Source organism: Leisingera sp. M527, from assembly GCF_025141525.1.
GTDB lineage: Bacteria > Pseudomonadota > Alphaproteobacteria > Rhodobacterales > Rhodobacteraceae > Leisingera.
This window is the reverse complement of record NZ_CP081037.1, coordinates 1,618,257-1,639,720: the sequence shown is the minus strand read 5'-3', so window position 1 is coordinate 1,639,720 and position 21,464 is coordinate 1,618,257. Positions and strand designations below refer to the sequence as shown.

Here is a 21,464-nt window from a genome sequence, read left to right as displayed (position 1 = left end):
GCAGCAGCCGGGGCGCTCCCAGCCGTTGCCCGGATCAGTCGGTAAAGGTGTATTCACCCAGATCACACAGATCGAGACCAAAGTCTTCTGCTTCGGATCCATCGTCAAAGCTGCCGCGGATGTCGTAGACGCAGGTGGTTGCGCCATCGGCAATCACCACACCGATCTCATAACCTGGCGCCAGATAGCCGCCATCCATCAGATTGTCTTCCCAATTGCTGGAAGACGCCGGGGATACATTGAACTCAACCAAATCGGCGCTGCTGTCATTGATCAGCAGGAATTCCAGGTCCTCGGCAAAGGCCGGGGCCTGAAAGGCCAGGAGGGCAGCCGCGGCGGCGGCAGGTAGAAGGGTCTTCATCTGATTGTCCTTTCGATCTGGTCAGCCGGCGCCTGTGCCGCTGATCCCGGAATGGCAGCACTTTAGGTACGTCGCTTTGCCGGTCAATGGGGAATACTGCTTACGGCTTCCCCAGCGTAAACTTCTGCCTGGCAAGACCCCGGCGCTGTTCACGGTTCCGCAGGAAAGTTATGCTTATTCTGCCGGTAAACGAGGATAAGTCCCGGAAGGCAGCACATGGCACGGCAACTTGATCTCCGCAAAGGGTTCGCCTGGGCCGCGGCCCTGTTGTTTCTCACCGCCGGCACCTATCCCGGACAATCGGATGCGCGCGGGCTGCAGCCATCCGCTGTCATAATTCCGGACGGCAAGGAGGCCCGCTCGACAGCGCTGATCATCACCGGCGCCGAAGGCTGGAGCAAAGAGCTGGCCGCCCGGGCGCAGCGCCTGTCGGACATGCATACCCTGGTTATCGGCGTGGACGGGCGGGCGCTGCTGTCGCAGGCCGGCGGGGATTGTGCTGCCGCCGCACCGCTTTTGTCCGGCCTCGCCCGCCGCACCCAGCAGCAGCAGGGCGCCCTGGCCCGCACGCCGGTTCTGTCCGGCTATGGCGAGGGCGCGGCCATCGCCCTCCACGCCGCCGGCGCCGCGCCCAACAGCTTCAAGGGGCTGGTCACCGTGCACTTCGACGCGTCCCCTGTGCTCTGCGCAGGCAACGCGCTGACAGACGCGCAGGCGGGAAAGGCCCCGGTGCGATGGCTGGATATCACGCAGCCGGGGACCGTCTCCGCCGCCAACGGCATTGCCGGCGCCACCGTGGTCGATCCAGAACCCGACCCGCGCCGCGCGTTTTATCAAAGCTACCTGCGCCTTGCGGGCACCGATCACGCCTTTGACACCCAGACCGCCGCCGCAGGTTCCGGCCTGGACGGTCTGCCTCTTACTATTCACCAGGATGCGGATGCGCCTGCCGGCGGCACCTACGCCATCTTTCTGTCCGGCGACGGCGGCTGGGCCAATTTTGACGAGCAGGTGTCCGACCGGCTGGCAGCACGGGGCATTCCGGTGGCCGGCATCTCCAGCCTGCGTTACATGTGGCAGGAGAAACGCCCGGACCAGATCGCCGCGGATCTTGTCCGCATAGACGCACATTTCCGCACTGTATTCGGGCGGGACAAGGTGCTGCTGCTGGGGTTCTCGCTTGGCGCCAACACCCTGCCCTTCGCCGCCGTTGAGCTGCCGGAGCGTTTTCGGGCACGGCTGGCAGGTGTCGGCCTGATTGCGCCGGAGACGCACACCGGATTTGAAATCGTCGTTGGCGGGTGGCTAGGCCGGAAGACCGGCTCGGTTGAGGTGGCTCCGGCCATTGACGCCTTGGCCGCCAGCCTGCCGCCCGAGCGGATTTTATGCCTGTATGGCCGCAAAGAGACCGTCAGCGCCTGCCCGGCTTCCAGCTTGCCAGGACCGCAGCAGGTGGTTTTTGAGGGCGGCCACCACTTGGGCAATGACCATGCCCGTATCGCGCAGACCCTTGCAGCACTGGCCGGCCCTGCCGCAGTCCGGCTAGGGCTGCCTTTGCAGCCCGTTTCCAACCGGTGAGCGGGCATTCCATCCGCAAAAGACCCGTCTCCACCAAAGTTCACCAGATGTTATTTTCCGCACGTTAAAGTTGGGAGAAAGCAGGCTCCCCTGGATTTGCACGTATTTTTTGAGGAACAGAAATGTCTTTACGATCACAAATCCTGGCACTTATCGTTATCCCGTTTGCCGCGCTCGCCGGTATTGGCGGCTTCAAGGCTCTGTCGGATTGGGATCGTTTTCGAAGTGCAAAATCCTCGCAGGCACAGACCAGCGAGTCTGTTTCATTGATGAAAGTCATTCACCTCCTGCAGGTTGAGCGCGGCCTGTCCGCAGTTCACCTGTCTTCGGGCGGCGAATCCGGCGCAGATGACCTGAACAGCACCAGAGCCGAGGCGGACGAGGCGTTGCAAGATGTGCCGCAGACAGCAGCAGGCACGCTGAAGCATTTAGAACAGCTTGCCGCGCTGCGTGAGGCAATCACCTCTCAGACGCTGACACCGGGCCAGATGGGCACCCGCTATTCCGCAATGATCACCAGCCTTTTGCACGACACAAGCGCCCAGCTGCTGCAGATGAAGAACGCAGAAGTGGTGCAATACAGCGCCGGCCTGGTCAGCCTGGCCTTTGCCAAGGAGGCTGCAGGCCAGCAACGGGCTGCGGGAGCAGTCGGCTTTAGCCAGGGCAGTTTCACCCCGAATATCTACCGTTGGTTCACCGATACCGTAGCCGTAGAGAAACAGCTTCTCGACATCGCCGGCCTTGCGTTCGGCCGGTTGCTGCCCGAGCTGGACATCCGCGCGGGCCTGGAGGCAACCGGGCTGCCCGGCATCCGCACCGAAATTCTGGAGGCTGGCCCGGGCAATTCGGCACCTGATTACACGTCGCAGAATTGGTTTGAGCGGGCAACCGGTTGGGTCAGCTCCCTCAGGGATGTTGAAAATGCAGTTACCGGCGCAATGATTGCTCTCACATTGGAAGAAGAAAGCAATGCCCGCCAAGCGTTGATCTTTACCCTGGCGGCGGTTGCCTTGTCATTAACTGCCAGCGGCATCATCGGCCGGCGCCTGATCACGTCTTTCACCGAACAGTTCGGTGTCCTTCAGGCAGACCTTGACAGACTTGCCCGCAAGGATTTCGATTTCGAGCCGGCATATCTGCAATCCGACACCGAAGTCGGCAATCTCAGCCGCGCAATGGAGCAAACCCGTGCTGCGCTGGCAGAAGCTGAAGACAAGCTCGCCTCCATCGATGCCAACCGCATTGATGTCATCGGCAAACTTGAAGAAAATCTCGCCCGTCTATCCAGCCGCGACCTCGAATGTTCCATCGACGAGGCCTTCCCCGAAGAGTACGATCAGCTGCGCCAAAGCTTCAATACCACGGTGACCACGCTGAAAGAGACCATCACACAGGTGATCTCGGCCACCGGCAGCATCAACAATGGTGCAACCGAAATCAGCACCGCTTCAGACGACTTGTCGAACCGCACAGAAAGTCAGGCCGCCACCCTGGAGGAAACCGCCGCCGCGCTGGAGCAGCTGACGTCCTCTGTGAAATCTGCGGCCGAAGGGGCCCGCAACGTGGAACACACGATGCAGGAAGCCCGCCAGGAAGCCGAAGGCAGCAGCGAAGTGGTGCGGAGCGCGGTTGCCGCTATGAACGAAATCGAGCAATCCTCGATCAAAATCTCGCAGATCATCTCGGTTATCGACGACATCGCTTTCCAGACCAATCTTCTGGCCTTGAATGCAGGTGTCGAGGCGGCCCGAGCCGGGGAATCCGGCAAAGGCTTTGCCGTTGTCGCCTCCGAGGTCCGGGTTCTGGCGCAGCGCTCTGCCGATGCCGCAACCGAGATCAAGACACTGATCGGTGACAGCTCACAACACGTGAAGCAAGGGGTTGATCTGGTTGATGAAACCGGCGAGGCGCTGGTCGGCATCGTGGACCGTGTCAACACTGTCTCGGAACTGGTTTCCAACATTGCAGAAGGCGCTGCCGAGCAGTCGACCGCCCTGAGCGAAATCAACACCGGCGTCAGCCAGCTGGATCAAGTCACCCAGCAAAATGCCGCCATGGTCGAAGAAGCCACCGCTGCCGGCCACATGCTGCACACCGATGCGGGTAAGCTGGCAGAGGTTGTGGCTCAATTCAAAATTGCCGGGCTGGCCGCCCCGGCCGCGCGCAGCACATCCGCAGACACAGCGCCGGCAGGTCCAAGCGCACATGGTGAAGATATCGAATTCGATTCAGCAGTTCCGATGCCTGCCAAAGTAGCAAACGCAGGCTGGGACGATTTCTAAGTCCGGTTTAATACTGCACAAAACAGGAAAGGCCGGTTGCTGAACCGGCCTTTTTCCGTGAGCGATTTGCGCTCGCTGCCCTTTCCGCAGCTTACCGTCAGGCCGTGTCCTTTTCCGCCTGCTGGCGCTGCCACAGCCGGGCATAGCGGCCATCCTGCGCCAGCAGTTCGTCGTGCGTGCCGGTCTCGGAAATCTCTCCCTGTTCCAGCACCACAATCCGGTCCGCCTCAGCAATGGTTGACAAGCGGTGCGCGATGGTGATCACGGTGCGTCCCTGCCCGGCCCGCGCCAGCGCTTCCTTGATGTCCTGCTCGGTGTCGGTGTCCAGCGCCGAGGTTGCCTCGTCCAGCAGCAGCACCGGCGGGTTCTTCAGCAATGTGCGGGCAATGCCAACCCGCTGCTTCTCGCCGCCCGACAGTTTCAGTCCGCGCTCACCGACCTGGGTGCCGTAGCCCTCTGGCAGGGCTGCGATGAAGTCATGGATTTGCGCGTCGCGCGCCGCTTGCTCCACGTCGGCCTGAGTGGCCCCGTCGCGGCCATAGGCGATGTTGTAACGGATCGTGTCGTTGAACAGCACGGTGTCCTGCGGCACCACACCAATCGCGTGGTGCAGGCTTTTCTGGGTAACGTCGCGCACGTCCTGCCCGTCGATCTTCAGCGCACCGCCGGTGACGTCGTAAAAGCGGAACAGCAGCCGTCCGATGGTCGATTTCCCTGATCCGGTAGAGCCGACAATCGCCACCGTCTGTCCAGGCTCTGCCTCCAGCGAGACACCTTTCAGGATCTCGCGTCCGGCATCATAGGAAAACCGCACATCCTCCAGCGTGATCCGGCCGCCATTGACCTGCAATTCCCCCGCACCCGGACGGTCGCTTACATCGGCGGGCTGCTCCAGAAGATCGAACATCTCGCCCATATCCACCAGGCTTTGGCGGATTTCGCGGTAAACTGTGCCCAGGAAGTTCAGCGGCACGGTGATCTGGATCATATAGGCGTTGACCATGACAAAATCGCCGACCGTCAGCGCACCGCGTTCCACCCCGATCGCGGCCATCACCATGACCCCGATAAGGCCCGCAGTAATAATCATACTCTGGCCGAAATTCAGCGCTGCCAGCGAATAGGCTGTTTTCAGCGCCGCCTGCGCATAGCCCCGCATCGCCCCGTCATAACGCGCCGCCTCGCGTTCCTCGGCAACGAAATATTTGACCGTCTCGTAATTCAGCAGGCTGTCGATTGCCTTTTGATTGGCGTCGGTGTCCTGCTTGTTCATCTCGCGGCGCAGCTTCACCCGCCATTCGGTCACCGCAAAAGTGAACCAGACATAAAGCGTGATGGTCCCGGCCACGGCTGCCAGATACCAGGCGTCAAACAGCACCGTCAGGATCACCGCTACCAGCGTCAGCTCCAGGATCAGCGGTCCGATGGAAAACAGCATGAACCGCAGCAGGAATTCGACGCCCTTCACCCCGCGCTCGATGATCCGGCTGAGGCCCCCGGTCTTGCGGGTGATGTGATAGCGCATCGACAGGCGGTGGATATGGGTAAAGGTCTCCAGCGCCAAACGCCGCAGGGCACGCTGCCCGACCGGGGCAAAGATTGCATCGCGCAGTTGCTGAAAACCAGTGGTCAGGACCCGCGACATGCCATAGGCCACCGTCAGCCCGACGGCGCCCAAAGCCAGCGGCGGCACGCCCTCCCCGGCGAGGCTGTCGACCGCGTCTTTGTACAGCATCGGCGTATAGACCGCGATCAGCTTGGCCAGGACCAGCACCGCCAGCGCCAGCACCACCCGGACCTTCACGGCGCGGTTATCCTTGGGCCACAGATACGGCCCCACCCTGCGCAAGGTGCGCAGGCCGGAGCGGCGTTCGTCTTCGGCGGTTTCGGCTTGCAGCGGCACGGCGGCCTGGTCTGTCTGGGTCATGTCTGTTCCTGGCTTGACCCCTTCAGATATTCACCTGTTCACGGATTTGCGAGGGGCCGACAGGAAAAACGCGCCGCAGGGGCGCGGTTCTGTGGCGTTACTCCGGAACAGTAAAGACTTGCCCCGGATAAATCAGGTCGGGATTGCGGATCGCGCCGCGGTTGGCCTCAAAAACCCGGACATACAGAAAGCCGCTGCCGTATTTCTGCTGCGAAATCGCCCAAAGCGTATCACCCTTCTGCACTGTTACCGCCTGAATCAATGGCACTGGCTGATCCGGCGTTGCGTCGCCGCCCGGTTGCGGCAGTGTTTCGGGCGCTTCGCGTTTGAACGGGGTTTCCAGACGGCTGACCACCGCACCACTTGCCGGTTCGACCTCGTCCAGGCGCAGGGTGTAAATGCCTGGCGCCACATCCTCCAGCCGGCCGCTCCAGCGCCCGTCTGCCGCGGCACCCAGCTCGGCCACCGGCCGGTTGTCAACATAGACCCGCACCTGTGATTGCGGCTGCGCCCGTCCCGACAGCTCAACCCCGCCGCTGCCGTTGTAGCTGATTGAATCCAATGCCACTTCGTCGCTCAATTCCGGATCGGCAGGAATTGCCGGCTGCACCACCTCGATGCCATCCGCATCCGCCCTCAGAACGGCCACGGTCTGGCCCTGCGGTTGCGGCGCCTCGGGTTCGCCGGCTGGCACAACCTTTGCTGCAGTAGCCGAAGCCTCAGCTCCGGACGCATCTGCTGACTGCCCCGTGCCCGCTACAGTGTTGCCTGAACCCGGCGTTCCTGCAACCGAGGCTTCGGCAGCAGTCTGCTGCGCGTCACCCTCCGCTGCAAGGTCCAGGGCCGCAACCTGTTCCTGAGTTTGCGCGGTGACGTCAGATTCCGCAGCCTCTGCCTGTGCAGCTCCGGTTTCTGTAGACTGCGCCGTCTGGGCGGCTGCATCCGCCATTTCAACGGGCGCAACCGGACCCGCCGGCGCCAGGATAAACGACGCCCCCGAGGCGTTTGTCTGCCCGTCATGTTCGGCCAGAAGCGACACCACCCTTGCATCACCACTTGGCGCAATCGTGGTCAGAGAGACGAATTCACCGCCCGCCGGCACTTCCAGCTGCTCCAGCACTTCGCCGTCCAGCAAGACCGAAACACGCACCCCCGCCTGCGCGCGCCCTGCAATCACTGCTGCACCCTCAGTATCGACCCGCACCAGATCCAGTTCGGGGGCCTCCAGAACAAAAACACCGTCCTCGGCATCTGGCGCCTGCGGTGCCGCTTGACCGGCGTCCGGCGCAACAACCGCAGGTTCGGCCAAGGCGATCTGTTCCGGCTGCGCCTTAGCTCCGGCAGTTTGACCTGGTGGAATTTCAGTTTCAGCCTCAGCAGTTACCGGCTGCTCTTCAACTTGCTCCGGGCTGTCAGAAGCCGCTGTTTCAGCAGATCCTGTTACAGCGGCGGCTTCCGGCATTGGTTCCGGGTCCGCAGCCGTCGCGGCTGCTGACGGGGTGCCAGGTTCAGCATCATCACCGGAGGCGTCAAGAGCCGCAATTGCAGTTTCAGTTTCCGCATTTTCAGCTTCGGCCCATGGCCGGTTCTGCAGCGGCTGGCCGGACTCATCTCCATCCCCCGTGAATGCGGCGCCGCCATTTGCAGCCTGGCCGCCCGCCTGCCCGTCCGCCGTCCCGCTGCCTGGCTGGCCGCTGCCGAACACCCCAAGCTGGAACAGCGCCACGCCGCCCAGCACCACGGCCACGCCGGCAATACCGCCAATTGTGAGGGCCCCCAGGCCCCCGCTTCCAGATGCTTCCGCCATTTCGATCCCTTCGGCATTTGCGGAATGTTACCTTCCGCTTAGTTGAGCAAACCTACCAATCCCGCTATCACGGGTCAAAACACCAATTGCGTTTCACTTTGAAATTCCACGGAAAGGCTGGCCGATGAGCATCAAATCCGTCTGTGTCTATTGCGGCTCCCGTGCCGGAGCGCTGCCCGCTTATACCCAAGCCGCACAGGATCTTGGCACTGCACTCGCTGCAAACGGGATGCGGCTGGTCTATGGCGCCGGTGATGTCGGACTGATGGGAGAGGTCGCCCGCGCCGCCCAGGCCGCGGGCGGCGAAACCTTTGGCGTGATCCCCGGCCACCTGGAAAAGCGCGAAGTCGGCAAATCCGATCTCAGCACCTATGTCGTCACCGAGACCATGCATGAACGCAAAAAGGTCATGCTGTGGAACGCCGATGCGGTCGTGGTGCTGCCCGGCGGCGCCGGCTCGCTGGATGAGCTGTTCGAGGCGCTCACCTGGCGCCAGCTGGGCCTGCACGGCAAGCCCATCGTGATTCTGAACACCGCTGGTTACTGGGACAAGCTGCGCGACCTGCTGGACCATATCGTCAGCCAGGGCTTTGCCGGTCAGGACACCGCGGATTATCTGATCTGGGCTGACACCCCGGTCGCGGCCATTGCCGCCCTGCGCGACGCACGTTCCTGACGCAGGGCCGAGAACGAGAACACCGCAACCGCGCTCCAGATCAGCGCAAAGGCGGCGCTGTGCCAGGGGGTGAACGGCTCGGCAAAGACCAGCACCGCTACCAGGAACTGCAGTGTCGGGTTCAGGTACTGCAACACACCTACCGTCCCCAGCCGCACCCGTTTGGCGGCATAGCTGAACAGGATCAGCGGCAGCCCGGTCAGGATACCGGAAAACGCCAGCATCACAGCGGTCAAAGTGCCGTCCAGAAAACCCGCGCCGCCGGTGAACCAGATCACTGCCAGCGCCACTGGCAGGATCAGCAGCACTTCGGCGGTGACGGACACCACCGGACCTAATGGAATCTGTTTCTTCGCAACGCCATAAAGGGCAAAGCTAACCGCCAGAACCAGCGGAATCAGGGGCGCTGCGCCCAGCCCGAAGGACAGCACCGCAACCGCCAGTGCCGCCAGCCCGACTGCCGCGACCTGCGCCCGGGTCAGCTGCTCACCGAAGACCAGCCGCCCCAGCAGTACGCTCAGCAACGGAAAGATATAATACCCCAGGCTCGCCTCGGTGGCATAACCGGTCTGCACTGAAGAGATGAACACAAACCAGTTGAGCGAGATCATCGCTGTTGCGAGAACCAGAAACAATGTGCTTCGCCTGCTGGTGAAAGCTGCCGTTAAGGTGCCGATCCGGCCCTGAAACAGCAGCACGCCGGCAAAAAACAGAAACGACCACAATGCCCGGTGCGACAGCACCTGTTCCGGCGGCACATGCGACAAAGCATTGTAGTAGATCCCCGACAGCCCCCAGACCACGCAGGCCGAGACCATTGCCAGTATGCCCTTGGCTGCCTCTGTCATCACCGTTCCCCCGTTCCGGCGGGCCGTGCGCAATACGCGCCAGCCGCCGGTCCAAACAAGAAACGCCCGGTCGGATGACCGGGCGCTCCAGAATTCATGCCGCTCAGGACTTACATCCGCGAGGCGACGTTTTCCCAGTTCACCAGATTGTCCAGGAAGTTGGTCAGGTAAGCCGGACGCTTGTTGCGGAAATCAATGTAATAGGAGTGTTCCCACACATCGCAGCCCAGCAGTGCGGTCTGGTTGAAGCACAGCGGGTTGACGCCGTTTTCGGTTTTGGTCACTGCCAGCGACCCGTCGGCGTTCTTAACCAGCCACGCCCAGCCGGAACCGAACTGGCCGGCGCCTGCTGCGGAGAACTGCGACTTGAACTCGTCAACCGAGCCGAACGACTCGATCAGCGCCTTTTCCAGCTCACCCGGCATTGCGCTGGCGCCCGGGCCCATCATTTCCCAGAACTGGTTGTGGTTCCACAGCTGCGAGATGTTGTTGAAGATACCGTTTTGGGCAACAGAACCGGCGTCATAGGTGCCTTTGATGATCTCTTCCAGCGACTTGCCGTCCCACTCGGTGCCGGCGATCAGCTTGTTGCCGTTATCGACATAGGCCTTGTGGTGCAGGTCGTGGTGGTATTCCAGGGTCTCGGCCGACATGCCTTTGGCAGCCAGGGCGTCGTGTGCATAAGGAAGATCGGGAAGTTCAAAAGCCATTTGGGCCCCCTGTGAAAAAGATTGCGTTCCTGCGCAGATACATGCTGTGCGCGCGCTATCAGGTCAAGAGCCAAGGCCCCATTTCCGCGCAAGGTCTATGTGCAAAAAAGGCGATGCCAGCCTGGTCCGGCTGGCGCGATGCCGGCCTCAGCCTTTTTTGACGATGCATTTACCTTTGCCACGCGGCTGATTGGCGACACCCGTAATGACGCCGCGGATCGACAGAGTGTTCTGCTTGGTATTCAAAACAGCTGAATACAATCCATCAAGCGTCATTCGGGCATTGCTGACCGGAATGTTATTCACCCGCCAGTCCAAGTTGTAGGAAATTTCGTTTCGCGGCGAGACTTTAGCCGGAATAGGCTCTCCGACCAGTTTGTGTATATACCCGTCATAGATCTGCGCAGACTGGTTTTCTTCGTCCCACATGACAAGCACCCGCGGGGCAATCCAGCCATTGTTGGTAAACACCTTCATCGCGCAATCATATGTGATGGTGTCTTTTCCTCCCGCCGCTGCGGCGGACGCGGCTGACAGCAGAATGGATGCAGCCAATAGATATCGTTTCATTAGATGGTTCCATTTTTTTGCTGTGCAGTGATGCAGGGATACCGGCTCCGATGCAACGGCAATCTGCAGTTGCGCTGCAGCCCATAGCCTGCCCCGCCGGGCCTTAGATTACCCGCCTAGTTCCAACCGATATGGTTCTGGGCCAGCAGCGACAAAGACGGCTCCCGGCGGCACGTTCCGGAACCGCGCGGCGGCTGCTCTGTGCTCCCGGGGCGGATTGATTGAATGCTCATCTTCAGGTTTGCGGTGTTCAGCACAGCCCTGAAGCGCGGCTTTGCCTGCCCGTTGTCCGTCAGCACAGCAAGCCCGGGCAATGACCAGCTGATCGCATAAGATGTCTCGCTGCGCTGCGAAACCTTAGCGGCAACAGACACACCAAACGCCGCATCAGTGACCTTTGCAGTGGTGAAATCATCGGAAAAATGCACGGTAATCCGGCCGGGAACCCAAGTAACGCCGGAAATCGGTTTCAGATCGCAACGAAAGCTTGTTTCGGCCACTGCCCCGCCCCCGGACAGTGAAATGGCCAGTGCTAAAATTCCGCATGCCGGCAGACCCATCAGCCGCTCCCTGAAACATCGTCACAAAACCTACCCCCACTTGAAAGAAAGGGTATCAAATCAAACAGTTGCAATCGTAAAAATGTAAACTTCCAGGGAAGCGAAAAACAAAAAAAGATGCCCTGGAAGGTCTCCAGGGCACCGTAAATGACGCGTGATGGCGTCACAAGCAAAAAGCGAGTGAAAACTTTAGTAAACACCCACTTTACTTTGCGGATGCGCCGCCGTGCTGAGCAATTTGAACACATATTCGCCGACAGAGCGGAAGCAGACGATGTAAAAACTGCCGTCTTCGTTCAACCAGTAGGCGCCAGCCACCTGTGCCAGGCGCGAACGGCGGAACTGGCCTGCCTTGAATACCGCTGCGTCAAAATCCACCGGGCTCACTTTGCCCAGCACCTCTCGCGCACCTTCACCCGACAGGCGGAAGAAGGCACGGGCGTCAGAGACATTTGCCGCCAGCGCGTGTTCGCCTTTCAGCGCCCCAGCCAATTCCGCGGTTTTGGCAACCGCATCCTCATAGGGCACCAGCAGCAGCAGCTCGTCCGGCGACATCCAGGCAGCGGCACCGTTTTCGGCAACCGTGATGGAACCCCGGGCCGGAACTTCGGCGCCGGTGGCGGCCTTGACAGCCGCCTTCAAAACCGATGACTCCAGATCGCCGCGCAGGGTGATCATACCCTGCAGGCCTGCATCCTCGACCTTGGCCAGGCCGGAGAACTGCGCGCCGTTCAGTACGGAAACAGCCTTAGACATTCTGCTTTTCCCCTTCCTTGTCGTAGAAGACCGGATCAACGATCTTGGCCTTGTAGGTCTTGCCGTCAGTGCCCGGGAATTCAACCACTTCGCCCATCCGCTTGGTGCCGTGTTTGATCAGGCCCATGGCGATACCGCGGCCCAGAGTCGCGGAATGATAGGTTGAGGTCACCCGGCCGATCATATTGCGCTGGCCGTTGGCGTTGACGCCTTCACCTAATGCATAGGCGCCGTCGGGCAGCACCGAACCGTCCACCGTTTCCAGGCCAACCAGCTGCCAGCGATCGGGATCCGCCATGTGGGACCGCAGCTGCGCGCGCTTGCCCAGATAGTCTTCCTTCTTCTTCGACAGCGCCCAATGCAGACCCAGATCCTGCGGGATCACGGTGCCGTCGGTCTCGTCGCCGATCATGATGAAGCCTTTTTCGGCGCGCAGAATGTGCAGGGTCTCGGTGCCATAAGGCATGACGCCGAATTCCTTGCCTGCTTCCATCAGCGCATCCCAGAACGCCTGGCCTTCTGAGGCCGCAACCGCGATCTCGTAGGACAGCTCGCCCGAGAAGGAGATCCGGTAAGCGCGGGCATCAAAGCCGCCGATCTGACCGTCGCGCCATTCCATGAACGGCAGCGCCTCTTTCGACAGATCCATGCCGCCGCCTGCCTGCGCGTTCAGCTTTTCCAGCACCTTGCGGGCGTTGGGGCCGACCACGGCAACCTGCGCATACTGCTCGGTCACATTGGCAACATAGACTTTCCAGTCCCACCATTCGGTCTGCAGCCATTCTTCCATGTGGCCATGGATGCTTTCGGCACCGCCAGTAGTAGTGTGGCACAGGAAGGTGTCCTCGTCGATGCGGGCAACAACGCCGTCGTCGATCAGGAAACCGTTCTCCGAGCACATCAGGCCATAGCGGCATTTTCCGACCTTCAGCGTGGACATCATGTTGGTATAGAGCATGTCCAGGAACTTGCCCGCATCCGGCCCTTTGACAATCAGCTTACCCAGGGTCGAGGCATCCAGCAGGCCAAGGTTCTCGCGGGTGTTCTTCACCTCGCGGTTCACCGCGGCATGACGGTCCTCACCGGGTTGGGTGATCGCAAACGGGCGGCGCCACTGGCCAACGGGTTCCCAATCCGCACCGTTCTTGTCCATCCAGTCATAGATCGGCGTCTTGCGCACCGGCTGGAAGATCTCGGCCCGTGCTTCACCTGCAATCGCACCGATCGAGATCGGGTGGTACGGCGGACGGAAGGTGGTGGTGCCCACAGACGGGATTTCCGAGTTCAGCGCGTCCGCAAGGATCGCCAGACCGTTGATGTTGGACAATTTGCCCTGGTCGGTCGCCATGCCCAGCGTGGTGTAACGCTTGGTGTGCTCGACGCTTTCATAGCCTTCGCGCGCAGCCAGCTGCACGTCGGAGACCTTGACGTCGTTCTGATAGTCCAGCCAGGACTTCATGCGCAGTTTGATGTCTGCCTTGGCCGGCATCAGCCAGACCGCTTCCATCTGCGCCTCATTCTCAGAGACACCCTTGGCAGCCGCCACGGTTTTCGCCGGGAAGCCAGCAGCCTCAGCCGCTTTGGCGCCGGCCGCAGCCGCGTCTTCCAGCAGCGCGCCCAGGCCGAATTCGCCGTTTGCGGCACCAGCCGGAACCACAAAGCCGTTGCCGTCATGGCCCAGCGGCGGACGCGAGGCATCGGGGCGGAAGTTGGCGTTTTTGTCATCCCAAGTCAGCTTGCCGCCGCAGTGGGACCACAGGTGGACCACCGGTGACCAGCCGCCGGACATGGCAACCGCGTCTGCTTCGACGTCTTCGCGGGCGCCGCCTTCACCGTTCTGAGCGCAGATGGAGACCTGGGTCACGCATTTGCCGTCCTTCACCTTGGCAATGGCACGGCCCAGCTCAACCCGGATGCCCTTTTCGCGGACTGCTTCCATCAGTTCGCCGCCGCCGGTTTCGCGAGTGTCAACCACACGGACCACTTCGACGCCGGCCTCATGCAGCACCAATGCGGTGCGGTAGGCATCGTCGTTGTTGGTGGCAACCACAACCTTCTGGCCCGGGTTCACGCCCCAGTTCACCACATAGTCGCGCATCGAACCAGCCAGCATCACGCCCGGCACATCGTTGCCCGCAAAGGACAGCGGCCGTTCAATGGCACCGGTTGCGGTGACGATCTGGCTGGCACGGACCCGCCACAGACGGTGGCGCGGACCGCCCTGGCCCGGCGCGTGGTCGGTCAGACGCTCATAGCCCAGGGCATAGCCGTGGTCATAGACACCCGACACCATGCAGCGGTCGCGGAGCGTAACGTTCTCCATCGCACCCAGCTCGGCCAGGGTCTTGGCGATCCAGGCGTCAGGGGCTTCACCGTCGATGGTGCCGCCGTCGACCGGTGCCCGGCCGCCCCAATGGTTGTTCTGCTCCATCACCAGCACTTTGGCGCCGGTGGCCGCAGCCGCCTTGGCGGCCTGCAGGCCGGCAACGCCGCCACCGATCACCAGCACATCCGCAAAGAAGTAAAAGTGCTCGTAGGTGTCGGCATCCTTCAGCTCGGCGTCAGGCGCATTGCCCAAACCGGCGGATTTGCGGATGATCGGCTCATACACATGTTTCCACAGCGGGCGCGGGTGGATGAACATCTTGTAGTAGAAGCCAGCCGTCAGAAACCGCGACAGCTTGTTGTTGATCGACAGAACGTCGAACTCCAGGCTCGGCCAGTGGTTCTGCGAATTCGCCGACAGCCCCGAGAACAGCTCGGTGGTGGTGGCGCGCTGGTTCGGCTCGTAACGGTCGCCCACACCCAGCTGCATCAGCGCATTGGGCTCTTCCGAACCGGATGCGACAACGCCGCGCGGGCGGTGGTATTTGAACGAGCGGCCCATCATCACCTGGCCGTTGGCCAGAAGGGCGGACGCCAGTGTATCGCCGGCAAAACCCTTCATGGATTTGCCGTTGAATGTGAAGGCGATCTGTTTGGAGCGGTCGATCAGCCGGCCATGCTTGGCAAGACGCGTGCTCATGTGCGCAGACCTTTCAAAAGAAAAGCAGGTGTTTCAGTCAGGCGGCGGATCATTTCTGACCGTCCGAGAATTCGCGCCAGGACCAGCCGGGGCGTTTTGCGGTGATCTTGTCCATGATCTCCTGCGTCGGCACGGCGGTCTGGGCAGTGTAGGTGCCAAAGACCTCCAGCGTCATGGTGCAGCGGGCGGCGTGGAACCACTTGCCGCAGCCATTGGAATGGCGCCAGCGTTCAAAATGAACGCCTTTGGGGTTTTCGCGCATGAACAGATAGTCATGGAACTCATCATCCGAGGAGCCGGGACCAAAGCGCTTCAGATGCGCTTCGCCGCCCGCGGCCAGTTCGGTTTCTTCGGCTTTGACGCCGCAGTAAGGGCATTCAAGGATCAGCATTGTGCGGACCTCTCCAACTGGGGGCCAAGGATTTTCAAAAATCCTTGGCAAAATTCTTCGAAGAATTTTGCGGCGGCGCGCGGCATCAGTGTGCCACACCCGCAGCGACGCTCTCGTCGATGAACTTGCCTTCTTTGAAGCGCATCATCGAGAACTCCTCGGTCAGCGGCGAATGGCCGGTGGCCATCAGTTCTGCCATCGCCCAGCCGGACCCCGGGATCGACTTGAAGCCGCCGGTACCCCAGCCGCAGTTGACAAAGCAGTTCTGCACAGGCGTTTTCGAGATGATGGGCGAGCGGTCGCCGGTCACATCTACAATGCCGCCCCACTGGCGCAGCATCTTGAGACGCGACACCATCGGGAAAGTTTCAATCAGGGCGCGCACGGTTTCCTCGATATGGTGGAACGAACCGCGCTGGGTATAGTTGTTGAACCCGTCGGTACCGCCGCCAATGACCATCTCGCCCTTGTCGGACTGGGACATGTAGCCGTGCACGGTGTTGGCCATCACAACCACATCCATGCAGGGTTTGATCGGCTCGGAGACCATCGCCTGCAGGGCCACCGATTCCATCGGCAGACGGAAGCCCGCCCGCTCGGCCAGAACCGAAGCATTACCCGCAACGATCATGCCGATCTTGTCGCAGTCAATCGCGCCCTTGGTGGTGTCGACACCCACGGTGCGGCCGTTCTCGGTGCGCACGCCGGTGACTTCGCATTGCTGGATGATGTCCATGCCCATGTCGGAACAGGCCCGCGCATAGCCCCAGGCCACCGCATCGTGACGGGCGGTGCCGCCGCGTTCCTGCCACAAGCCGCCCAGAACCGGGTAACGGGGACCGTGCAGGTTGATGATCGGCACCAGTTCCTTGACCCGCTCAGGGGTGATCCACTCGGTCGGGACACCCTGCTGCAGGTTGGCATGCGCGGTGCGCTTGTAGCCGCGGATCTCATGCTCGGTCTGGGCCAGCATGATCACGCCGCGCGGGCTGAACATCACGTTATAGTTCAGATCCTGCGACATGGTCTCATACAGGCTGCGCGCCTTTTCATAGATCGCAGCGGACGGGTCCTGCAGGTAGTTCGAGCGGATGATGGTGGTGTTCCGGCCGGTGTTACCGCCGCCCAGCCAGCCCTTCTCGATGATTGCGACATTGGTAATGCCGAAATTCTTGCCCAGGTAATAGGCAGTGGCAAGGCCATGCCCGCCCGCCCCGACGATGACAACATCATAATGGCGTTTGGGTTCAGGCGAGCGCCAGGCGCGCTCCCATCCGGTGTGATAGCGCAGGGCTTCCCGCGCGACGGCAAAAGCTGAATAGCGTTTCATGAGCGAATCCGATGGTTCGTGTCTGGTAGCGGGTATGCCTGAAATGCATAACAGACCAGTGCCGTTTATCGCCCTGTTTCTGCGATATTGCGACATAAGAAACGGTCGCAATCCAACGGGAGGCGTCCGGGCGCGGCAGTTTGACCCTTTTGTTCATCCGCCTCCGCATATAGATGCAACCCAAACTTCGGAGACGGCATGATTTTCTGGACAGTCACCGCCCTTATCGCGTTCTCGGCAGCCTTTCTGCTGGCCATGATCCTTATTCGCGCCCGCACATTGGGCGAACCCGCCGCGGCCTACGACCTGCGTGTCTACCGCCAGCAGCTGCGCGAAGTGGACAAGGACCTTGCCCGCGGCGTCATCAATGCAGGCGACGCCGACCGCATCCGAACCGAGATTTCCCGCCGCATCCTGGCCGCCGATACCCAGCTGCAGCAGGCGCAATCGGGACGCTCGCAGCCTAAAACCCTGTCGCTGGTCTTTGGCATAGCAACAGCGCTGCTGATCACCGGCGGCACCCTGGGGATCTACTGGCAGCTGGGCGCGCCGGGCTATGGCGACCTGGGCCTGAAGGACCGTATCCAGCTGGCCGGTGAACGCGCCGAAAACCGCCCCTCTCAAACCGAGGCTGAGGCCGAAGTGCCCGCCCTGCCCAAACCGCAGGTCGAGGAAGGTTACGTCACACTGGTAGAGCAGCTGCGCAAGACGGCTAGTGAACGTGCGGACGATGCCCAGGGCCAGGCCCTGCTGGCGCAGCACGAGGCGAACCTTGGTAATTTTCAGGCCGCCTATGCTGCCAAGACCAATTACATCCGGCTGGCAGAGGGTCAGGTCAATGCCCGCGACTTCACTGAACTGGCCGAGTTGAAGATCATGGCCGCCGGCGGCTATGTCTCGCCCGAGGCCCAGACCGACCTGCAGAAAGCCCGCGCCATTGATCCCGCACACGGGCCTGCCCGCTATTACTGGGGCCTGATGCTGGGGCAGATCGGCCGCCCGGACCTGGCCTACCGCGAATGGGCGGCAACCCTGCGGGCAGGCCCCGCGGACGCGCCCTGGATCAAGGGCATCCAAGGCCAGATCGAGGAAATGGCCTTTCGCGCCGGTGTTGAGTACCAGCCGATTGCACCCGGCGGCACCACCGCCCCCGCCCTGCCCGGCCCCAGTGCCGAGGATATGGCCGGCGCCAGCGAACTCAGCGCTGAGGACCGGCAGGAGATGATCCGCGGGATGGTCACCCGGCTGTCGGACCGCTTGGCAACCGAAGGCGGCTCGGCCGAAGAATGGGCCCGGCTCATCGGCGCCCTTTCGGTTCTCGGCGACACCGACCGCGCCCGCAGGATTTATGGCGAGGCCCGCGACGCCTTTGCCGCCGATCAGGAGGCGCTGGCGCTGCTGGAAACCATCGCAGCACAGGCGGGGATTGCACAATGATCCACGATGTTTTCGAAGATTTCGCCGCTGCCCTACCGCCGATGCACGCACTGATGGGGCTGGACCTTGGCACCAAGACCATCGGCGTCGCCGTCTCCGACCGCATCGGTGCCGTGGCCACGCCGCTGGAAACTGTAAAGCGCAAGAAGTTCTCACTGGACGCCGCCCGCCTTTTGGAAATCATCACGATGCGCGACATCAGCGGGATCGTCCTTGGCCTGCCCCGCAACATGGACGGCTCTGAGGGGCCGCGCTGCCAATCCACCCGCTCCTTCGCCCGCAACCTGGGCCGGCTCACCGAACTGCCTATTGGTTTCTGGGACGAACGCCTCAGTACCGTTGCGGCAGAAAAAGCGCTTCTTGAGGCAGATACGACACGCAAACGCCGCGCAGAGGTTATCGACCACGTCGCGGCCTCCTATATTCTTCAGGGGGCATTGGACCGGATGCGGCATTTGAAGAACGGGTGAATGATGACTGACGACGTATGGAAACGGGACGAGATCCAAAGCCCCTGCATCAAGATCTGCGTCGTCCACCCCGAGTCGCGCATCTGCACCGGCTGCTACCGCACAATTGACGAGATCCGCGACTGGTCGAAAATGACCAACGAGGACCGTGCCGGCATCATGAACGATCTGCCGGAGCGCGCCAGCAAACTGGTCAAGCGCCGCGGCGGCCGCAGCGCCCGGTTAAAGCGCAGTTAGCGCGGCGCGCGGCTGGGTAAGGCTCTGTAAATCATGCGGAATAAGCACTGACCCAATGTTTCGCGCGCGAAACATTCAGGCTGAATTGCTGACCTATTCGCAAAGCCTGCATATTTAACCAACCCAGACACATTTACCAAAAAGCCAATGTGTTACCAAGCCATATCATGGAATCAGAGGGGAGCGCCTGCCCGTGGGATGGCGCCTCAAAGATTGGATACTGCCGCTTTATCCCTGCAACGCAAGTCCCCGGCTGAAATGCCGAACCGCCCTCTCAAAAGCGCCAGCCCGCCGGGACGGGCAGGCGCTCGCCCGGCGCCTGCGGCTTGTTCCGGGCGTTTCTCGGCACTTAGCTACTCATTTGACAAAACCGGCCGTCAGCCTGCTACGAGATCAAGCAACCCCCTTCATCGAAGAAAAGCGTAACACCCGGTTCTTTTGCAAAATTCAGCTGGGGTTCCACAAACACTCTGAGTGTTTCCGCAAATTCGTCCGGCGACCAGGAGCGGTACGGAGGCTGGCGGTTATCTTCATAACCCCAGCCCCTCGCCTTTGCGGCCTTTATCAGCGTCTCCTTACGAAGACACCCAAGCGCTGCGGCATCAGTCAAAAAATAACTATAGGCGCGATAGAAGTGTTTCGTATTGCGCACATCCCAAGCGATCAAGGACTGGTAAGCCAGCAGCACAAGGGCCACCAACAATCAAAATGGAAGAATTACCCTTTTCATCTTGCTCCAAGGTCAATGCTCTTTGACTGCCAGTGTTTACATCAAATTCGGCAGCTCACCCTTCCGCCAGCCACCCCTTGGTCCAATCCGCCAGCTCCGGGCGGAAGTATGCAATCATGCGGCCCTCTTCCGGCGCATTTGCCGCCGCGCCCCAGGGTGCAACCCCGTGCAGGCACAGCCGGTGCATCAGATAAGACTCACCGGGCTTGGCATGCACAGTGATCCGCGGGCAGGTCTCGAACACCTCGGCGCGCGCAGCCGTATAGGCGTCGGTCACATCCACATCCGCCCAGTCCTCTGGCGATAACCCCTCAAACGCGGCAGTAAAGGCGCGGCGCATGATGTGGTGGCTGCCCTCCCAGATCACCAAGGGTGAAGCATCGGGACTGCTTTCATTCAGCGGTATCCCCAGCACCCAGGCATGCGGCTCCTCCACCTTGCGGCGGCGGTGCTCGCCAAACATTTTCACCCCATCCACATGCGCCGCATCGCGTTTGACGCGGTAGCGGAAGGCCGCCTCGCCTTCGCCCGGGCGCGGCCGTGGATAGCCGGGAAAGACCGAAGACACCTGCGCCCGGTGCAGGTCCGGGATCGCGCCAAGGTTCTGCGTAATGAACTCCACCGGCGCGCCGGACAGCGGCGGGCCATCCGGCAGACGGCCCGCAGCGTCATTCGGCAGCGCATCGACCCCAATGAACCAGGTCCGTTCGCACTGGAACCACTCAGCGCAGGCCGGGTCGTCCAGCGACCGGATGCCATGCTGCAACGCATCCGCGGCCCAAGCTGCCACTTGGCGGTCCTGGGCGAAACGCACCCAGCCCTTGTCCTGAAACTGTTCGAATTGCGTATTCATAGCCTTCAATATCCAAATGCCTTGCGCAGCATGTTGAGCCCCACCAGCACCAGAAAGGCCCCGAACACCCGCTTCAGCGGTTTGGGGTCCATTGCATGGGCCAGCTTCACGCCCCAGGGCGCGGTGATCAGCGTCATCGCGATCACAATGAAAAACGCCGCCAGATTAACGGCCCCGACGGTGAACGGAGGCCGCGTGGCCGGGTCCAGATCCAACAGCAGGAACCCCGCGACCGACGGCACCGCAATGATCACGCCAAAGCCTGCAGCGGTCGCCACCGCCCGATGCACCGCCACCCCGTGCAGGGTCATCAAAGGGACTCCGAAGCTGCCGCCGCCGATGCCCATCAGCACAGACAAAAACCCGACCAAGGGAGACAGCATAAGCCGTTTGGCCCCCTTAGGCATGGCTTCAGACAGCCGCCAGTCGGCGCGGCCCAGCCCCAGGTAGCAGCCGATCGCCAGTGCCATCCCGCCAAACACCCCTTGCAGCACGGTGGAGCGCAAGGAAGACACTGCCAGAACGCCGACGATCGCCCCCAGCGCAATGCCAAAGCCCCAGTTGCGCAAAATCTGCCAATCCACCGCGCCCTTCCTGTTATGGCTCAGAACCGAGCGCAGAGAGGTCACGATAATGGTCGCCAGTGAGGTCGCAAGGCAGATCTGCATCAGCTGATCGCCGCCATATCCAAGTGTTTGAAAAGCATAGAAGAAGGCCGGTACCAGCACGATGCCGCCGCCAACCCCCAATAGCCCTGCCAGAACCCCGGCGAATGCGCCGATCACCAGCAGCAGCCCTGCCATCTGCATCATTATCGCAGGCGCTGGCAATAGGGCGGCGGTCAGGGCAGGATCAGTCATGCAGGGCACCTCAAGGCTGGCTTCACCGGCAAAGGGTTAGCCGCCGCAATCCGCTT

General features: G+C 61.5%; 20 protein-coding genes. 6 read left to right on the top strand and 14 right to left on the bottom strand.

What is annotated here, in order from left to right; translation table 11 throughout:
* Positions 1-34: 34 nt before the first annotated feature.
* Positions 35-361 carry a hypothetical protein gene (locus K3555_RS08185; RefSeq protein ID WP_259991801.1) on the bottom strand — a complete coding sequence of 109 codons (327 nt, stop codon included), beginning with the start codon at positions 359-361 and terminating at the stop codon, positions 35-37.
* Between the two features lie 216 nt (positions 362-577).
* On the opposite strand from K3555_RS08185, the gene K3555_RS08180 reads away from it, so the two are divergent.
* Positions 578-1,939, top strand: coding sequence for an AcvB/VirJ family lysyl-phosphatidylglycerol hydrolase (locus K3555_RS08180; RefSeq protein ID WP_260008096.1), 1,362 nt, complete (start codon positions 578-580; stop codon positions 1,937-1,939).
* A gap of 122 nt (positions 1,940-2,061) precedes the next feature.
* A complete protein-coding gene (locus K3555_RS08175) occupies positions 2,062-4,221 on the top strand; it encodes a methyl-accepting chemotaxis protein (protein ID WP_260008095.1) in 2,160 nt (719 codons plus the stop codon).
* A 97-nt stretch (positions 4,222-4,318) separates the two neighbouring features.
* On the opposite strand, the gene K3555_RS08170 is transcribed toward K3555_RS08175, so the two are convergent.
* Entirely contained in the window at positions 4,319-6,148 is a 1,830-nt protein-coding gene (locus tag K3555_RS08170; protein ID WP_260008093.1) for an ABC transporter ATP-binding protein/permease, read from the bottom strand.
* Between the two features lie 97 nt (positions 6,149-6,245).
* Complete coding sequence (locus tag K3555_RS08165) at positions 6,246-7,955, bottom strand: LysM peptidoglycan-binding domain-containing protein (protein ID WP_260008092.1); 1,710 nt, start codon at positions 7,953-7,955, stop codon at positions 6,246-6,248.
* Positions 7,956-8,079: 124 nt separating this feature from the next.
* Between K3555_RS08165 and K3555_RS08160 the strand changes: the two genes are divergently transcribed.
* Entirely contained in the window at positions 8,080-8,631 is a 552-nt protein-coding gene (locus tag K3555_RS08160) for a TIGR00730 family Rossman fold protein (protein WP_260008091.1), read from the top strand.
* On the opposite strand, the gene rarD is transcribed toward K3555_RS08160, so the two are convergent.
* From rarD to K3555_RS08120, 8 genes are all read right to left on the bottom strand, one after another.
* Positions 8,568-9,479, bottom strand: coding sequence for an EamA family transporter RarD (gene rarD, locus K3555_RS08155; protein ID WP_260008090.1), 912 nt, complete (start codon positions 9,477-9,479; stop codon positions 8,568-8,570). The genes K3555_RS08160 and rarD overlap by 64 nt on opposite strands.
* Positions 9,480-9,589: 110 nt before the next feature.
* A complete protein-coding gene (locus K3555_RS08150; protein WP_260008089.1) occupies positions 9,590-10,189 on the bottom strand; it encodes a superoxide dismutase in 600 nt (199 codons plus the stop codon).
* Positions 10,190-10,336: 147 nt separating this feature from the next.
* Positions 10,337-10,759 carry a hypothetical protein gene (locus K3555_RS08145; protein ID WP_260008088.1) on the bottom strand — a complete coding sequence of 141 codons (423 nt, stop codon included), beginning with the start codon at positions 10,757-10,759 and terminating at the stop codon, positions 10,337-10,339.
* Between the two features lie 116 nt (positions 10,760-10,875).
* The gene (locus tag K3555_RS08140; protein WP_259991784.1) at positions 10,876-11,259 is read right to left on the bottom strand and encodes a hypothetical protein; all 384 of its coding nucleotides are present in this window, start codon (positions 11,257-11,259) and stop codon (positions 10,876-10,878) included.
* Positions 11,260-11,508: 249 nt separating this feature from the next.
* Positions 11,509-12,075, bottom strand: a complete 567-nt coding sequence (locus tag K3555_RS08135) for a sarcosine oxidase subunit gamma (RefSeq protein WP_260008087.1) — start codon at positions 12,073-12,075, stop codon at positions 11,509-11,511.
* Positions 12,068-15,100: a sarcosine oxidase subunit alpha family protein gene (locus K3555_RS08130; RefSeq protein WP_260008086.1), complete on the bottom strand. Its 3,033-nt coding sequence runs from the start codon at positions 15,098-15,100 to the stop codon at positions 12,068-12,070. The genes K3555_RS08135 and K3555_RS08130 overlap by 8 nt, the downstream gene beginning before the upstream one ends.
* 49 nt (positions 15,101-15,149) lie before the next feature.
* Complete coding sequence (locus K3555_RS08125) at positions 15,150-15,491, bottom strand: sarcosine oxidase subunit delta (RefSeq protein ID WP_260008085.1); 342 nt, start codon at positions 15,489-15,491, stop codon at positions 15,150-15,152.
* 85 nt (positions 15,492-15,576) lie between these two features.
* Positions 15,577-16,821 (bottom strand): sarcosine oxidase subunit beta family protein, encoded by a 1,245-nt coding sequence (locus tag K3555_RS08120; protein ID WP_260008084.1) that lies wholly within the window; start codon positions 16,819-16,821, stop codon positions 15,577-15,579.
* Between the two features lie 198 nt (positions 16,822-17,019).
* Between K3555_RS08120 and ccmI the strand changes: the two genes are divergently transcribed.
* Genes ccmI through K3555_RS08105 form a run of 3 tightly spaced genes read left to right on the top strand, consistent with a single transcriptional unit; the run spans position 17,020 to position 18,965 of the window.
* On the top strand, positions 17,020-18,258 hold the full coding sequence (ccmI, locus tag K3555_RS08115) for a c-type cytochrome biogenesis protein CcmI (protein ID WP_260008082.1): 1,239 nt from the start codon (positions 17,020-17,022) through the stop codon (positions 18,256-18,258).
* On the top strand, positions 18,255-18,728 hold the full coding sequence (gene ruvX / locus K3555_RS08110) for a Holliday junction resolvase RuvX (RefSeq protein ID WP_259991774.1): 474 nt from the start codon (positions 18,255-18,257) through the stop codon (positions 18,726-18,728). The genes ccmI and ruvX overlap by 4 nt, the downstream gene beginning before the upstream one ends.
* Positions 18,729-18,731: 3 nt before the next feature.
* The gene (locus K3555_RS08105; protein WP_027259205.1) at positions 18,732-18,965 is read left to right on the top strand and encodes a DUF1289 domain-containing protein; all 234 of its coding nucleotides are present in this window, start codon (positions 18,732-18,734) and stop codon (positions 18,963-18,965) included.
* A 385-nt stretch (positions 18,966-19,350) separates the two neighbouring features.
* On the opposite strand, the gene K3555_RS08100 is transcribed toward K3555_RS08105, so the two are convergent.
* The 3 genes from K3555_RS08100 to K3555_RS08090 form a co-directional block, all read right to left on the bottom strand.
* Positions 19,351-19,653 (bottom strand): hypothetical protein, encoded by a 303-nt coding sequence (locus K3555_RS08100; RefSeq protein ID WP_260008081.1) that lies wholly within the window; start codon positions 19,651-19,653, stop codon positions 19,351-19,353.
* A 97-nt stretch (positions 19,654-19,750) separates the two neighbouring features.
* On the bottom strand, positions 19,751-20,548 hold the full coding sequence (locus tag K3555_RS08095) for a hypothetical protein (RefSeq protein ID WP_260008080.1): 798 nt from the start codon (positions 20,546-20,548) through the stop codon (positions 19,751-19,753).
* 5 nt (positions 20,549-20,553) lie between these two features.
* Positions 20,554-21,408 (bottom strand): sulfite exporter TauE/SafE family protein, encoded by an 855-nt coding sequence (locus K3555_RS08090; protein WP_260008079.1) that lies wholly within the window; start codon positions 21,406-21,408, stop codon positions 20,554-20,556.
* Positions 21,409-21,464: the final 56 nt, after the last annotated feature.

Excerpts from the sequence above, each read along its gene's own strand:
- K3555_RS08185 (WP_259991801.1), bottom strand. The coding sequence starts at position 361 with ATGAAGACCCTTCTACCTGCCGCCGCCGCGGCTGCCCTCCTGGCCTTT.
- K3555_RS08180 (WP_260008096.1), top strand. The coding sequence starts at position 578 with ATGGCACGGCAACTTGATCTCCGCAAAGGGTTCGCCTGGGCCGCGGCC.
- K3555_RS08175 (WP_260008095.1), top strand. The coding sequence starts at position 2,062 with ATGTCTTTACGATCACAAATCCTGGCACTTATCGTTATCCCGTTTGCC.
- K3555_RS08170 (WP_260008093.1), bottom strand. The coding sequence starts at position 6,148 with ATGACCCAGACAGACCAGGCCGCCGTGCCGCTGCAAGCCGAAACCGCC.
- K3555_RS08165 (WP_260008092.1), bottom strand. The coding sequence starts at position 7,955 with ATGGCGGAAGCATCTGGAAGCGGGGGCCTGGGGGCCCTCACAATTGGC.
- K3555_RS08160 (WP_260008091.1), top strand. The coding sequence starts at position 8,080 with ATGAGCATCAAATCCGTCTGTGTCTATTGCGGCTCCCGTGCCGGAGCG.
- rarD (WP_260008090.1), bottom strand. The coding sequence starts at position 9,479 with ATGACAGAGGCAGCCAAGGGCATACTGGCAATGGTCTCGGCCTGCGTG.
- K3555_RS08150 (WP_260008089.1), bottom strand. The coding sequence starts at position 10,189 with ATGGCTTTTGAACTTCCCGATCTTCCTTATGCACACGACGCCCTGGCT.
- K3555_RS08145 (WP_260008088.1), bottom strand. The coding sequence starts at position 10,759 with ATGAAACGATATCTATTGGCTGCATCCATTCTGCTGTCAGCCGCGTCC.
- K3555_RS08135 (WP_260008087.1), bottom strand. The coding sequence starts at position 12,075 with ATGTCTAAGGCTGTTTCCGTACTGAACGGCGCGCAGTTCTCCGGCCTG.
- K3555_RS08130 (WP_260008086.1), bottom strand. The coding sequence starts at position 15,100 with ATGAGCACGCGTCTTGCCAAGCATGGCCGGCTGATCGACCGCTCCAAA.
- K3555_RS08125 (WP_260008085.1), bottom strand. The coding sequence starts at position 15,491 with ATGCTGATCCTTGAATGCCCTTACTGCGGCGTCAAAGCCGAAGAAACC.
- K3555_RS08120 (WP_260008084.1), bottom strand. The coding sequence starts at position 16,821 with ATGAAACGCTATTCAGCTTTTGCCGTCGCGCGGGAAGCCCTGCGCTAT.
- ccmI (WP_260008082.1), top strand. The coding sequence starts at position 17,020 with ATGATTTTCTGGACAGTCACCGCCCTTATCGCGTTCTCGGCAGCCTTT.
- ruvX (WP_259991774.1), top strand. The coding sequence starts at position 18,255 with ATGATCCACGATGTTTTCGAAGATTTCGCCGCTGCCCTACCGCCGATG.
- K3555_RS08105 (WP_027259205.1), top strand. The coding sequence starts at position 18,732 with ATGACTGACGACGTATGGAAACGGGACGAGATCCAAAGCCCCTGCATC.
- K3555_RS08095 (WP_260008080.1), bottom strand. The coding sequence starts at position 20,548 with ATGAATACGCAATTCGAACAGTTTCAGGACAAGGGCTGGGTGCGTTTC.
- K3555_RS08090 (WP_260008079.1), bottom strand. The coding sequence starts at position 21,408 with ATGACTGATCCTGCCCTGACCGCCGCCCTATTGCCAGCGCCTGCGATA.